This is a genomic window from Pseudotamlana haliotis (genome assembly GCF_008806375.1).
Classification (GTDB): Bacteria; Bacteroidota; Bacteroidia; order Flavobacteriales; family Flavobacteriaceae; genus Pseudotamlana; species Pseudotamlana haliotis.
Map to the genome: position 1 here is coordinate 43,039 of NZ_WAAT01000041.1, position 13,539 is coordinate 56,577.

15 protein-coding genes are annotated in these 13,539 nt (G+C 33.2%); 3 read left to right on the top strand and 12 right to left on the bottom strand.

The window, feature by feature from the left end:
* Positions 1–162: 162 nt before the first annotated feature.
* From F6U93_RS07845 to F6U93_RS07895, 11 genes are all read right to left on the bottom strand, one after another.
* Positions 163–1,044: a BT4734/BF3469 family protein gene (locus tag F6U93_RS07845; protein ID WP_150938542.1), complete on the bottom strand. Its 882-nt coding sequence runs from the start codon at positions 1,042–1,044 to the stop codon at positions 163–165.
* Positions 1,045–1,181: 137 nt separating this feature from the next.
* On the bottom strand, positions 1,182–2,303 hold the full coding sequence (locus tag F6U93_RS07850) for an AAA family ATPase (RefSeq protein ID WP_150938543.1): 1,122 nt from the start codon (positions 2,301–2,303) through the stop codon (positions 1,182–1,184).
* The gene (locus F6U93_RS07855) at positions 2,293–2,508 is read right to left on the bottom strand and encodes a hypothetical protein (RefSeq protein ID WP_150938545.1); all 216 of its coding nucleotides are present in this window, start codon (positions 2,506–2,508) and stop codon (positions 2,293–2,295) included. The genes F6U93_RS07850 and F6U93_RS07855 overlap by 11 nt, the downstream gene beginning before the upstream one ends.
* 14 nt (positions 2,509–2,522) lie before the next feature.
* Positions 2,523–2,786, bottom strand: a complete 264-nt coding sequence (locus tag F6U93_RS07860) for a helix-turn-helix domain-containing protein (protein ID WP_150938547.1) — start codon at positions 2,784–2,786, stop codon at positions 2,523–2,525.
* Between the two features lie 98 nt (positions 2,787–2,884).
* Entirely contained in the window at positions 2,885–3,583 is a 699-nt protein-coding gene (locus F6U93_RS07865; RefSeq protein ID WP_150938549.1) for a hypothetical protein, read from the bottom strand.
* A gap of 81 nt (positions 3,584–3,664) precedes the next feature.
* On the bottom strand, positions 3,665–3,874 hold the full coding sequence (locus tag F6U93_RS07870) for a hypothetical protein (RefSeq protein WP_150938551.1): 210 nt from the start codon (positions 3,872–3,874) through the stop codon (positions 3,665–3,667).
* Between the two features lie 8 nt (positions 3,875–3,882).
* On the bottom strand, positions 3,883–5,199 hold the full coding sequence (locus F6U93_RS07875) for a tyrosine-type recombinase/integrase (protein WP_150938553.1): 1,317 nt from the start codon (positions 5,197–5,199) through the stop codon (positions 3,883–3,885).
* A 333-nt stretch (positions 5,200–5,532) separates the two neighbouring features.
* On the bottom strand, positions 5,533–6,837 hold the full coding sequence (locus F6U93_RS07880) for a TRAP transporter large permease (protein WP_191963472.1): 1,305 nt from the start codon (positions 6,835–6,837) through the stop codon (positions 5,533–5,535).
* Positions 6,838–6,842: 5 nt separating this feature from the next.
* Positions 6,843–7,331: a TRAP transporter small permease gene (locus tag F6U93_RS07885; protein WP_150938555.1), complete on the bottom strand. Its 489-nt coding sequence runs from the start codon at positions 7,329–7,331 to the stop codon at positions 6,843–6,845.
* A 2-nt stretch (positions 7,332–7,333) separates the two neighbouring features.
* On the bottom strand, positions 7,334–8,308 hold the full coding sequence (locus tag F6U93_RS07890) for a TRAP transporter substrate-binding protein (RefSeq protein ID WP_150938557.1): 975 nt from the start codon (positions 8,306–8,308) through the stop codon (positions 7,334–7,336).
* 76 nt (positions 8,309–8,384) lie between these two features.
* The gene (locus F6U93_RS07895) at positions 8,385–9,410 is read right to left on the bottom strand and encodes a LacI family DNA-binding transcriptional regulator (RefSeq protein ID WP_150938558.1); all 1,026 of its coding nucleotides are present in this window, start codon (positions 9,408–9,410) and stop codon (positions 8,385–8,387) included.
* A gap of 193 nt (positions 9,411–9,603) precedes the next feature.
* Here F6U93_RS07895 and kduI point away from each other — a divergent pair, with 193 nt between their 5' ends.
* From kduI to F6U93_RS07910, 3 genes are read left to right on the top strand one after another with little or no spacing between them, the layout of a single operon-like run.
* On the top strand, positions 9,604–10,446 hold the full coding sequence (gene kduI, locus F6U93_RS07900) for a 5-dehydro-4-deoxy-D-glucuronate isomerase (RefSeq protein WP_150938560.1): 843 nt from the start codon (positions 9,604–9,606) through the stop codon (positions 10,444–10,446).
* A gap of 4 nt (positions 10,447–10,450) precedes the next feature.
* Entirely contained in the window at positions 10,451–11,245 is a 795-nt protein-coding gene (locus F6U93_RS07905; protein ID WP_150938562.1) for a gluconate 5-dehydrogenase, read from the top strand.
* 22 nt (positions 11,246–11,267) lie between these two features.
* Positions 11,268–12,443 (top strand): DUF4861 family protein, encoded by a 1,176-nt coding sequence (locus tag F6U93_RS07910; RefSeq protein ID WP_317132838.1) that lies wholly within the window; start codon positions 11,268–11,270, stop codon positions 12,441–12,443.
* 208 nt (positions 12,444–12,651) lie between these two features.
* Here the strand turns inward: F6U93_RS07910 and F6U93_RS07915 are convergent, their stop codons facing one another.
* Positions 12,652–13,515, bottom strand: a complete 864-nt coding sequence (locus tag F6U93_RS07915; protein ID WP_150938564.1) for an AraC family transcriptional regulator — start codon at positions 13,513–13,515, stop codon at positions 12,652–12,654.
* Positions 13,516–13,539: the final 24 nt, after the last annotated feature.

A 13,539-nucleotide genomic window follows, 5' to 3' on the forward strand; every position in this document is an offset into this window, starting at 1 on the left:
TTCACGCACGCGAACAGATAGTGTAGAAGTTTTAATACTGGCTTTTGTTTGTTTAGAAAACATAAAAAGTAATCGTATATTTTGTATCTTTATTCCGGTAATACTAAAGTATTATTGAACTTTGAACGGTTGTAAAAGGTTGCCTTATTGGTAGCCTTTTTTTTATGCTGTAAGATGTTGCTTCAGGAAATAATAAAATGTACCAATACTGTAGCTATAACTATTGTTAATTGCTCTCGAATAGTCTTTATCGCATCTGCTATAATCATATAGATTTGAATATTGACTAATCACATGAGCAAAACCTCGACCACTTTCTCCAAATTCGTTTGCTATGGAACAAAGTATGTCAAACCATTGTTCATTGCTTCCTGTAATATCTAACCTGTTTCTTTCTATCACTTCTAAAGCTTTGTAAAAATCATCTTCTTTTGTTATTGATTCATGAATTAGCTTAATTACTTTGGGCTTGTGTTTTGTTTTTTCTTTGGGATGTATAAGTTGATCGTAAATAAGTGCATTCTCATTTATATAAAAATCATCATCGAAAGTGTAGCCTCTAAGCCTCGAAACATCTTTACAACTTTTATCTATAATAATATTGAAGTCGTTTTTAAAATCTTCTTCTAAAGCTAAAAAATGTTCCTTGTGCTTTTCAGGATTCGACACCTCTATTAAACCAAATAAGCCATTTCCACTTACAGAATAGGAAGCAAAACAGATTTGTTCAATATCTTTTAAAATCTCCTTTATATCGCACATTTTTAAATGCTCATTATCTTGCTTGTCAATATCAACTTGAATTAATCCAGTATGTTTTACAAGATTCGATATACTACGTCTTTCGTTAAATAGTCCGCTCGGGGTAATGGCTGGCAATCTACTTTTAAGGCTATTTCTTAAAGCTTTATTATTTGTGCTACGTATTACATCAACTTCGTTTTTAAATTTATCTGAAGTGATAAAATCATATAGCATCACTGTTTTTGGGTCAGCATCTTTGTAACTTGAAAATAAACTTACTTTTTGTTTTAAAATACTCATTTTTGATATTTATCAGTTTAACGGTTTAAACCGATTTAATTAAACCTACATCAAAGGTTTATCAGTTTAATAGCGTATATATACGCTTAAACTAAACCGATAACTTTATATTTTTATGCTTAAATTAAACCGATAACCTAAAAATTAATGTCATCAAGATTGTTGTTTTCAAAATTTCCTTGAGTATATGGTTGTTTGTTTCCAGCTTGTAACAACCATTTATTGTTCTTGCAATATGAAATAAGTTCTTTTGCTTTATTATCTCCTATTGGTTTTTTAAATAAAGTCTTGAAGGCTAATTTTATTTGAATTACTAAGGCGGTATATGTGTATTGTAATTCATTGCTAAATACAGTATTCAACATTGAATAAATTTTATGATCTTCTATATCTGAAAAATCAATCTTAGTAGTTTTAGTTTCAGTGCGTATTTTATAATCAGCAACTAATACTGGTAGGTTGTCCAAAACTTCAAAGGCGAATGGTTCGGGCTCTCGATTTCTGCAGCCTTGAGGTTCTACGATTGAAACATCATTATCGCTTTCGCTTTTAGTAACTGAAATGTGAGTTTCGGCTTTGTTGATTGCTTCAGTTCCTATATGTCCCCTTGCATTGGTATCGCTTTTATTTTGATGGAGTACTATGATTATAGCAATATTTAATTCCTCTGACCACTTCATCAATTTAGACATGATCATGGTGGCTTCTTCTTCATTATTGATTGAAGTAATTAAATCTTTAATACCATCAATTACAATAAAACCTAAATTCTTAGTATTGTAAACTGCATATTCTAATAATGCCAGCCTTTCCTGTGGGGCATATTTTCTAAAAGCTAGTACATCTAAGTTGTTAGGGAATTCAACCCCTGACATTTTGCAAATTCTTTTTAGTGCTAATTGCACATGATATTTACCTTGTTCTGTATCAACAAAAATACCTTTGTTTTTATGTGCTGGTAAGCATCCCTTTACACCGTTGATGATTCTGCCTGAAACTAAGGGAGCAACTAAGAAGCCTAACAAAAATGATTTACGGCTTTTTGCTTTTCCTGAAACAAGCATAATGTTTTCGGCAGTACACAAAATCCTGTTTTCATCTTCATTATCTGAATTGATTTGTAATAGTATTGCCTCAGGTGGTTTTAATTCTTCTCTGACGTCTATTTTAGCCTCATTTATGAGTTTCTCTTTACTTTGGTCGGATTGACTGTTAAAGTCTCTTATTACTTCCGATACTTTAATTAAATTATCGGTCATATGTTCCAAGTTTTACTGGTTTAGAGAATCTTAAAGTGCCATTTTCAAAAATTGCATATGTAGAATCATGTATTATTGTTAGATTATATTTTTTTCCGTTACCATCTTTAACGGTGTAGGTTAGGTGGTTAACTAATTGAATCCCAAAATATGAGATTTCTATTTCGTTTTCAACTTCTTGAACTTGTATAACAGTTGTTTTCATCTTCATCTGTTTTTTTATAGTTCAACAATTGCGTTGTCAATATCTTCTTGTCGGTATAAAACACGCCCACCAATGCCAACGGCTTTCAGTTTTCCGCTTTTGTTCCATTTGTTAAGTGTTACATAAGAAACGTTTAGCATTTTAGAAACCTCAGCACGACTTAAATAAATCTTTGGTTGCTTTGGTTCAAAGTGAAGTTTAAGGCTTGTTAATTGAGTTTTTAAGAAGTCAATATCTTCTTGTAAATGTTGAGGTAATTGAATTTGTACTTGAGTCATTTTACAAAATATTTTTAATTAATATTCTGTAAAACTATATCTAACTAGCTGTAAAAGAGGGGTGTTACAGTAACGTTACTCCCGTTTGCAGTAACGATTTACTTTAGTGAATTTTCGTTTACTTTGTCGTTATAAATATTTTTAAATTCATCACACATAACTACGTTGTTTTCAATACAATGGTTGTAGATAAGGTTTAATTTATCAATATCTGAATAAATGTTTTTTGGATCTTTAGAATGATTACTTATAGTTAATGAAATATAATTATGGCACGCGTCTAGGTTATAGGACTTTGCTATTTCTCGGGCTGAATTAGTCTTTATCTTTTTCTGAATTTTTCCATTTGCAAAACCTAAACCAATAGGAAACCATTTAGGCTTTGTTTTTTTTTCCTTGTTAGGTGTTAAAATGCTTTTTATTGTTTCGTCTAATAGGTTTAAGTCTGAATAATATAAACTACCAGTGTATTTATTATCAGTTAGCATTAACAAGTTTAAAGGGAACTGGTTTTTGTGTAATGAATTTATTTCATCCTCAGTTGTTTTAATATTTACATTAGTCGATTTTTTGATGTCTATAATTAAATACAGTTCATTTTTTCGTTCAAAAAGCCGATACTCTATTTTTTTCTTTAGACTAGAAATCAATTTATTTACATTTAAGTAGAAACTACTTTCGGTTATAAAAAAATCCCGATCCGCTATTTTTTGGCTTCTTATAAAATAAGCATTTAAATCTGTTCTGTTTTCAAGTAGTCCAGTCAGAAGCATATCTAAGTAGTTGTATTTCTCCATTATTTTGAACGGTTAATATGATTAAGGTAAATATATTAAAACCTTCTTAGATTGAATGAAAAAGGCTTTGGTTGCTTCGAGTTAGTAAAAACCATAGTTTGGATGGTATGATCTATCTTGTATAAGTCTATCTATGATATTATTAATAGTTTGAAGTTGAGGTAATATTTCACTTTTTAGGTCAGGTCTGTTCTCGTAAATAGTTTGCAATCCTTTGCGGGTTTTCCATAGATTATCAATGTTTTTAGGGAAATCTTCATCCGTTTTAAAAAGTTCATTAAGTGCTTTCATGGTATTAATTAGTTTTGATTACTTGCATTTTTTACAATATTTAAGTGAGGCTGTTTTTTCTCTTTAATAGCTTGAAGGGTGTAAAAATCTGCTATTTGTTGGGCGTAGTCTAGTGAGTTTTTTCCAATGTAGTTTAATAGCATTTTTTCGCTACTGTGAGCCGTTATTTGCATTATCAAGGGTGTTGGTAATATGCCATATAGATTAGTTGCGAAAGTACGTCTGCATACGTGCGAAGCCATTAGTTGCCATTTAGGATATAAGCCGTTTATTTTTCTTTTCTCTTTATTGCCTTTGCCTTTTACAATAACTTTTGTTTTACTGCCTTGTATCATTTCATCAATTCCAGCACTTTCGCAAATCTCTTTAATGTGCTTGTTGAATTTCTGTATTGATATTTTATAAGGCAATCCACTTTTGATAATTTCTGCAGTAGTATCTAGTACTGGGATTGTTATATTCTTACCAGTCTTTTGCTGTTTTAATTCGATTACCTCTAAGCCGTTACGGTTAATGAAATTATTTTCGTTTAATTGTAGTAAGTCGCTGCCTCTTTGACCTAAACTACAACCTAATAGAAGCCATTTGCGGGCGTTTTGATGCGCTTCTTTAGTTAGATGTGCTTGTTCTATTAATTTAAGTTCTGAGGGCGTTAAATAAAGGATGTTTTCGTTATTCGATTTTGTGCTATTTATTTTTTTGTATTGCACATTAACCTCTATTCCGTTTAGTTCTGCATCATTACAAACTGTTTTTAAGTCAGCAAGTTTTTTTAATGCGGTGCTTTTTTGATACTTCTTAGTGTTGAGCAAAAAATTTAAGAAGGTTTTTGCAAAATTTACATTTACGTCTTTAACTTTTATACTGTCTTTAACTTGATATTCATTAATGATATTTCTTAGTGAAATTAAGCCATTAATACGGCTTTTTGATAAGCCAATCCCGCCCTTCGCATTTTTACGTGTTGGTGCTTCATCAATTAAGCTTTGTATTGCATCTGTTAAAAGTTCGCTTTGTTTGTTTTCCGTGACACGTTTGAAATGTAGATCAATTTTAAACTTTAACCAACTAGTGTTAATAGTTTCGCCTCTGCTGTTCGCGTTGTTGACTTCATCTAGTATAAAGGTTTCGAGCTTCTGTAAATTAGACTTAAGATTCTTATTAGTAGCTGTATTGGTTTTTGGGTAGTTGTTGGTGCTCCAATCTTTAGGATTAATTTGTAATCCCGTTTTCGCACGCGGTGTTAAATTACGATTAATAGAAAGCCTTACATAAATAGGGGCTGTTTCGCTTTTACTTAGAAGTTGGAATTTTACAGTTGCCATAGTATTGAATTTTGAACAATACAATAATACTACTTTTTATATTCTTGCCAACCGTTTGCCAACCGTTTTTTAATCTTAACTAATTTCAGTTTATTTAAGTTAATCTTTGTAGTTGTAGTAATTACTGGTGTTTGGTAATGTTTGTTGCGGTTTTGTAGATTTTACAAGGGTTTAAAAAAATGTAAAAATAAGCAGTTTCAGTTCCCGCCTTGAGTACTTATTAAGAATCAAATAAACACAAAACCCTGTAATTTAATTAATTACAGGGTTTTTTTATTGCAGTAATAAATGATTCAACTGTAGCATTTACACTTTTAAAACAATATAAGGTGCTTACAGACCAAATAGCCTAGGTAAAAACATAGAAATCTCAGGAATAAAGCTAATTAGCATTAAAACAGCGACCATAATAGCTAAAAATGGCAGTAATGGTTTTATAACTTGCGTGACCGAAACCTTAGCCACCCCACTACCAACAAAGAGTAATGTGCCCACCGGTGGTGTGCATATCCCAATACATAAATTTAAAACAATTACAATCCCAAAATGTACAGGATCCATACCTAATGTCGTTACAACAGGCAGAAATATTGGTGTAAATATTAATACAGCTGGCGTCATATCCATAAAGGTTCCTATAACTAATAAAATGATATTAATGGCTAAAAATATCGCAAACTTATTATTTAAGGATTCTAATAAAAAGGTACTTATCATTTCTGGAATGCCTTCAAATGAAAACAACCAAGACATAGCCATAGAGGTACAGATTAAAAACATCACTACCGCAGTTGTTTTTGCGCTAGATAACAGCACAGCAGGAAAATCTTTCGTGGTCATATCCCCATAAATTAATGATAATACTGTGGCATAAAGCACCGCAATTACAGAGGCTTCTGTTGCTGTAAATATACCAATAACGATACCTCCTACCACAATAACCAAAAGGAGTAAACTAAAAAAAGCTTTTCTAAAATACGTCCAGACTTCTAAAAGTGTGGCACGTTTTCCACGAGCATAATTTTTACTAATGGCTATAAAAGCGACATAGCCCATAATAGCAAAACCCAACATGATGCCTGGTAAATACCCTGCTATAAATAATGAAGCTACAGATGCCGCACCACCACTGGCCAAGGCGTATACAATTAAAATATTACTTGGCGGAATTAAAAGCCCCGTAGTAGACGCTGTAATATTTACTGAAGCACTTAAAGTTCTTGGATAACCTTCTTCTTCCATTCTATCGGTCATGATGCTACCTATGGCCGAAGCAGCCGCCAGAGCAGATCCCGAAATCGCTCCAAAAAGCATGGAGGCCAAAATATTCACGTAGGCTAGTCCTCCTGGAAGACTAGAAACTAATGACTTGGCAAAATTTATCAGTCGATTAGCAATCCCACCCTGCTTCATAATCTCACCTGCTAAAACAAAAAATGGTATAGCTAATAAAGCAAAACTATCAATACCCGTGGTCATTCGTTGTGCTATAGTTGTTAGCCCTGGCATTTTATCAATATTCAACAATAAACTTAAAGTGGTAGAAATACCAATACTATAAGCCACGGGAACTTTTAACAATAAAAGCGTAAAGAAACTGACAAACAAAACGATGATACTTATAACTTCTATACTCATAATAATTAGAGGATTTTGTTTGAATAAATGTTTGAAATATGATATACCGAAAAGCACATAATCATAAAACCACTAAAAGGCATTACGGCGTAAACATAGCCCAGTGGAATACGCAAGGTTCCTGAAAGTTGTTCAAGATGCAAGGTGGTATACACTAAATTTAACCCGCCAATAACCATGACTATAAGTGCAAAAAGAAAGATAAACACTTCAATTAGAATTGATAATTTTCGTTGATTCTCTTCTGAAAATTTTTGATATAAGAAATCCATAGACAGGTGTTCCCTTTTAGCATTAAGATAAGCTGCCCCAATTATGGTCATCCAAATAAGGGCGAAACGTGCAAACTCTTCAGTCCATGTAAATGAGGTTCCTAAAATATACCTCGAAAACACTTGAAACAAAACATCAATAACTAAAAGTCCAAAAATGATAATCATAAACCATTCAAGGGTCTTATTTATTTTATTGAAAACAGAAACATAGTTCATCATAACTATTGATTTTTAATTTGATTAACAATAGGTGCCATTTCAGGATACTCCTTAATAAACTCTTCTAAAACCGATTTCGATTTTTCTGAAAACAATGATTTTTCGGGAATAATTACTTCTACGCCCCAATCTATTGCTGTTTTCATCGATGCCTCTACAGATTCATTCCAAAATACTTTTTGTGCTTGGGCAGATTCATCTGCAGCTTCTTGAACCCATACTTTTTCTTCTTCAGACAATCCTTCCCAATATTTCGTACCTATTAAAAGTACATCTGGTATTGAAGAATGCTCATCTAAAGTATAATACTTACTTATTTCATAATGATTGGAAGACACGAAAGATGGCGGATTGTTTTCAGCACCATCAACCACACCTTGCTGGATGGCGGTATATAACTCCCCATAGGCCAATGGTGTTGCCGATCCTCCCATAGAGTTTACCATATTAATAGCCATCTGGTTATTCATCACCCTAATTTTAAGTCCTTTTAAATCTTCTGGGGTTCTTATGGCTTTCTTACTGGTATAAAAACTTCTACTGCCTGCATCATAATAACATAAGCCACGAAGCCAAAACTTAGATCCCTTTTCAAGAATTTCTTTGCCTATTTCCCCTTCTAATACTTCAAATTTATGCGCTTGATCTCTAAACAAATATGGTATACCAAAAATATGGTATTCAGGAACAAAATTTGATAAGGTTGCGGCACTCACCTTGGTCGCTGCGACACTACCAATTTGCAATAATTCTAGCACCTCTCTTTCAGACCCTAATTGTGCATCTGGAAAAATCTTGACTTTTAACGTTCCATTAGATTTCGATTCTAAGGCTTTTTTGAACTCTAAAACCCCTTTATGCACAGGATGTGCTTGTGGTAAGGTATGCCCTAAATAAAGCACCTTGCCGGTATCCTTTTCTACACAAGATGTAAAAAGGCTAATCGCTAGAACTAATAGTAAAAATTTATTTCTCATAAAATATTATTCAAAATCATTAAGGTTAAAGCCATTTAAGATGCCAACCTAACTTCTAAACCAGAATTACCCTTTATTAATGGCTTTTACCTGTTGACTCTCTATCAATTAAACTTGAATCTAAAATTATTGTTTCCGGTTTTAGGGGGGCTTTTTTATTTTGAATATTTTTCAGCAATAGCTCTGTTGCTCGCTGTCCCATTTCTACTCCGGGTTGATTTATTGTAGTTAAAGTTGGATTAATTACTGTTGAAATAGGTTCGTTACTAAACCCAACTATTGAAATATCATCAGGAATTCTAATGCCTTCTTCATTTAAACATTTTATAGCACCAATGGCCGCTACGTCGTTTGCCGAAAAAATAGCATCAAATTCTAATTTGTCGTTTAAAAGCTTTTTAGTATTAGCAATACCATCTACCTCATTAAGTCTAGTCTTTATAACATAATCTGACCTAAATGGAAGGTCATTTTTAATTAAAGCAGCTTTATATCCTTCAAAACGATTTTTATAAATTTCTAATTCTTGAGGGCCAGAAAAATGAATAATTTTTTTACAACCTTTTTCAATTAAGTGCTGAGTGGCATCGAAACCAGCTTGAAAATCATCGATTAGTACATTGTTATAACCGGGTATATCGCAGTGCCTGTCGAAGAAAACTAAAGGAACCCCTCTACTTTTTAAACACTCGAAATGATTGTAATCAACGGTTTCCATGGAAATGGATACTATGACACCATCAACGCGATTGGCGGCCAAGGTCTCAATAATATTTTTTTCTCTTTCATACTGTTCTAACGATTGACAAATCATAACATTATACCCTTCTTGATATGCCGCCTCCTCAATTCCTTGAATTACAGAAGAGAAAAAATGACGTGAGATCCTAGGTAACACAACACCAATAGTATTTGTAATATTTTTTCGCAAGTTTGACGCCAATAGGTTTCGTTGATATCCCATTTCTTGGGCTTTTTTTAAAATCCTATCTTTTGTTTTTTTAGCCACCCTAGGACTATCGCTTAACGCTCGAGAAACGGTAGAGCTATTAATGTCTAGCGCCCTTGCAATATCATGTATGGTAACTTTATTCACTTCCATTTGAATCAAATTTAAATCAAGTAGGAAACAAATATATATAATTTAATTAAAATACAATCGATTGCATTTTAATAAGTTTTTAATACATTTGTAACAGCAAGAACTAAAATTTCTTTGATTATTTACTCAAAGACCCCTTACAACTGTACAGTCCCAATTAGGAAAATAAATTAATTTATTAATTAAAAAACACATGAAAACGAGTTACAAAACGAGATACGCCGCTTCGCCGCAGGACGTAAAATCTTATGACACAACAAGGCTTAGAGAGGAATTCTTAATAGACGATTTAATGGTTCCAAACAAAATCAACTTAACCTATTCTCATTATGATAGGTTTATTACGGGTAGTGCAGTACCTACTAGCGCACCATTGAAATTGGAAAGTATCGATGCCTTAAAAGCCAATTATTTCTTAGAAAGAAGAGAATTAGGAATCATTAATATAGGTGCTGCTGGAAAGGTAGTTGTTGATGGACAAACTTATGAATTAGATCATAAAGAAGCCCTTTATCTAGGACAAGGCAATAAAAGTGTAGAATTTTCAAGTAATTCTGCCGATGATCCTGCACAATTTTATTTAAACTCTACCCCTGCCCATAAAGCATTTCCAAATAAAAAAATAGGAAAAAATGATGTCGAAGTGATTGAATTAGGCGCTCCTGAAACCGCTAATGCAAGAACTTTAAGAAAATACATCGTAAATAGTGTCGTAGATGTTTGCCAATTACAAATGGGTATGACTACCATTAAACCTGGGAGTTCATGGAATACCATGCCTGCCCATGTACATGATAGACGTATGGAAGTTTACTTTTATTTTGAAATTCCTTCAGACCAGGCTGTTTCACATTTCATGGGAGAGCCTCAAGAAACAAGACACATTTGGATGAGTAATAACCAAGCAGTTATTTCTCCACCATGGTCTATCCACTCTGGATCTGGAACAAGCAATTATTCTTTCATATGGGGTATGGCTGGTGAAAACCTTGATTATGGAGATATGGATCATTGTAAAATTAATGAATTAAAATAAAGTTATGAGTTTAGATTTATTTGATATAAAAGGAAAGGTAGCCTTAGTCACGGGTAGCACCCACGGATTAGGTATGGCCATGGCAAAAGGGCTTGGACTAGCTGGAGCTATTTTAGTAATAAATGGCAATTCCTCTCAAGCTAAAATTGATGATGCCATTAAAGCTTACGAAAACCTCGGCATTAAAGCTGTAGGTTACAAATTTAATGTCGCTAATGAAGCTGAAGTTAAAGCTGCAGTAGCCAAAATTGAAACCGAAGTAGGCCCAATAGATATTCTAATTAACAATGCTGGAATAATAAAACGAACTCCTCTTCTAGACATGGAAGTTGAAGACTTTAAAGAAGTTATAGACATCGATTTAGTAAGTCCATTTATTGTTTCTAAACATGTTGTAAAAAACATGGTTACACGTCAAGCTGGGAAGGTGATTAACATTTGCTCTATGATGAGTGAATTGGGTCGTAATAGCGTTGGTGCCTATGCTGCAGCAAAAGGTGGGTTAAAAATGTTAACTCAAAATATGGCTACAGAATGGGCTAAACACAATATTCAAGTAAATGGTATTGGTCCAGGCTATTTCGCAACATCACAAACAGAACCTATACGTGTAGACGGCCACCCTTTTAATGAATTCATTATTAATAGAACGCCAGCTGCAAAATGGGGTGATCCAAACGATTTAGCAGGAGCTTCCATTTTTTTAAGCTCAAAAGCTAGTGATTTTGTTAACGGACACATTGTTTATGTTGATGGAGGAATTCTAGCAACTATAGGAAAACCTTCAAACGAAGCATAGTCATTAAAAAAGCCTTATTCATATGAAAATGAGAAAACATTTAATTTTCACATCAGTATTACTTGTCGTAATGTCTTGTTCCCAAAAGAAAAAAACAACAACCATTGTTGTGAAAAACGCGCTAGATATTGAACGATCTAATGAAACTGTAGAATTAACAAAATCATTTTTAAAGATTGAAGATCTATCTCAGGCAGGTGTTTTCAATAAAGACGCGCAACAAATAGTTTTGTCTCAACTTGTAGATCAGGATGGAGACGGTGTTGACGATATGATTCTATTTCAACCAAAGGTAAAAGCAAATTCAGAAGCTAGTTTTGAAATCATTAAAATTTCAGAGGAAAATAAAATCAATGCACCAGAATTGTGTTATTCTCGTTTTGTTCCAGAACGTACAGACGATTATACTTGGGAGAATAATAAAGTAGCTTTTAGAGTTTATGGTCCAACCGCTCAAAAGATGATTGAAGAGCAAGTTCCGGGTGGCACACTTTCTAGTGGTGTTGATGCATGGCTAAAAAAAGTAGAATACCCTATAATTAATAAATGGTATGAAAAAACAACGAATGGAACAGGTTCATATCACAATGATACGGGAGAAGGTCTAGATAATTTTCATGTTGGTGTAAGCCGAGGCGTTGGTGGATTAGCAGTAAAAATTGACACCTCTTACTATGTCTCTAAAAACTATACCAAATGGCGTAGCATTACTAATGGACCAATACGTACAAGTTTTTATTTAGAATATGAAAATTGGGATGCTGCTGGAAATCAAATTAAAGAATCTAAAGTTATTAGTCTCGATTTAGGCTCCAACTTATCAAAATTCACTACTCATATAGAGGGCGTCAATACTGTTTCAGCTGGATTAACGTTGCATGAAAAAGATGGTGAGGTTACCGGAAACCCTGAAAACGGTTGGGTAAGTTATTGGCAGCCTCATGCCAATTCTGAATTAGGCACTGCCATTCTAGCTAACAAGCATACTTTTCAATCGTATGAAACTTACAGTACAGATAAAAAAGACCTAAGTAATGCCTATGCGCATCTTAATGTTGTTAACCAACAAGTCGTTTATTATGCAGGTTTTGCATGGAAAGAAAGTGGACAGTTTAACAATAAACAAGATTGGGAGACCTACCTTAATTCTTTTTCTAAACGAATTAATAACCCTTTAAAAATTGAACTTTTGAAATGATACTTCAAAGTTTATGAAGCATTTATAAAACAAAAAACCAAGATTTGAATGATTTCAAATCTTGGTTTTTTTATAGATTTATTATAAATATTGTTAACCTCAAAAAATGCGTTTCATCAAGCACTATTCAAATCCGTTACATCGATATTCTAGCTCATTCTATTTCTTGAAAAACCTTTAATACCAAGAGCTAAAAATTGACTCCACGCTACTTTCTCCTAATTTGCCCTGGAGAATACCCCATTTTACTCTTAAATACCTTTGAAAAATAAAATAACGAATTAAATCCTGTTTTAGCCGAAATTTCTTTTAAGGACAGTTCCGTATTAATCATAAGTCGTTTAGCATGCTCCAAACGTTCTTGAATTAGATATTGCTGTAATGAAATACCTGTATTATTTTTAAATACGGTTCTAAACCTGTTGTAACTTAAATGGTGCTGACTCGCCAATTCCTTAAAATTAATATCTGTATTAAGGTTTTCTCTTATGTATTCAATAACCTTATCGCAAAGTTGTTCTTCACGGTTACCTAACTCTTCATTTTCATGAGCAATAATGTACGCTACCAATTGAAGCACAATCCCTGCTAAAATTTTTCTATAACCAGCGCTATTTCTTTTTACCAGTTTAATAGACTGATTAAATAAAAAAATCAACTCTTCCTGGTAACCAATTGACTTAACATAAGAGGTGTTTTCGGGAAATAAATCTTTAAGAATTCTATTTGATAATACCTCACCTCTAACCCCTATCCAGTACTCTTCCCAGCCTGTTTCCATAGAAGGTTTATACTTATGCCACTCACCAGGAAACAAAACCATTACATCACCAGAATTAACTTCCCATTCACCTCTTTTAGTTTCTAGAACACCACGTCCAGTTGGAATATAAATGAGGTAACAGCCAGGTAGTGTTCTTCCAATTTCTGTTTCAAAAGTATGCGTATCAGGGTGCCCTTCTACGGGGTAATTTGCCCCAGGGTAAACTTGTTGATACCCACAAGTCGGCACATAAATGCCCCAATCTTCAGCATCTAGATTATCTGTTAAATAATGATAAAAACTTTCCATATACTATCAAATGTAGACATTTTG

Excerpts from the sequence above, each read along its gene's own strand:
- F6U93_RS07845 (WP_150938542.1), bottom strand. The coding sequence starts at position 1,044 with ATGAGTATTTTAAAACAAAAAGTAAGTTTATTTTCAAGTTACAAAGAT.
- F6U93_RS07850 (WP_150938543.1), bottom strand. The coding sequence starts at position 2,303 with ATGACCGATAATTTAATTAAAGTATCGGAAGTAATAAGAGACTTTAAC.
- F6U93_RS07855 (WP_150938545.1), bottom strand. The coding sequence starts at position 2,508 with ATGAAAACAACTGTTATACAAGTTCAAGAAGTTGAAAACGAAATAGAA.
- F6U93_RS07860 (WP_150938547.1), bottom strand. The coding sequence starts at position 2,786 with ATGACTCAAGTACAAATTCAATTACCTCAACATTTACAAGAAGATATT.
- F6U93_RS07865 (WP_150938549.1), bottom strand. The coding sequence starts at position 3,583 with ATGGAGAAATACAACTACTTAGATATGCTTCTGACTGGACTACTTGAA.
- F6U93_RS07870 (WP_150938551.1), bottom strand. The coding sequence starts at position 3,874 with ATGAAAGCACTTAATGAACTTTTTAAAACGGATGAAGATTTCCCTAAA.
- F6U93_RS07875 (WP_150938553.1), bottom strand. The coding sequence starts at position 5,199 with ATGGCAACTGTAAAATTCCAACTTCTAAGTAAAAGCGAAACAGCCCCT.
- F6U93_RS07880 (WP_191963472.1), bottom strand. The coding sequence starts at position 6,837 with ATGAGTATAGAAGTTATAAGTATCATCGTTTTGTTTGTCAGTTTCTTT.
- F6U93_RS07885 (WP_150938555.1), bottom strand. The coding sequence starts at position 7,331 with ATGATGAACTATGTTTCTGTTTTCAATAAAATAAATAAGACCCTTGAA.
- F6U93_RS07890 (WP_150938557.1), bottom strand. The coding sequence starts at position 8,308 with ATGAGAAATAAATTTTTACTATTAGTTCTAGCGATTAGCCTTTTTACA.
- F6U93_RS07895 (WP_150938558.1), bottom strand. The coding sequence starts at position 9,410 with ATGGAAGTGAATAAAGTTACCATACATGATATTGCAAGGGCGCTAGAC.
- kduI (WP_150938560.1), top strand. The coding sequence starts at position 9,604 with ATGAAAACGAGTTACAAAACGAGATACGCCGCTTCGCCGCAGGACGTA.
- F6U93_RS07905 (WP_150938562.1), top strand. The coding sequence starts at position 10,451 with ATGAGTTTAGATTTATTTGATATAAAAGGAAAGGTAGCCTTAGTCACG.
- F6U93_RS07910 (WP_317132838.1), top strand. The coding sequence starts at position 11,268 with ATGAAAATGAGAAAACATTTAATTTTCACATCAGTATTACTTGTCGTA.
- F6U93_RS07915 (WP_150938564.1), bottom strand. The coding sequence starts at position 13,515 with ATGGAAAGTTTTTATCATTATTTAACAGATAATCTAGATGCTGAAGAT.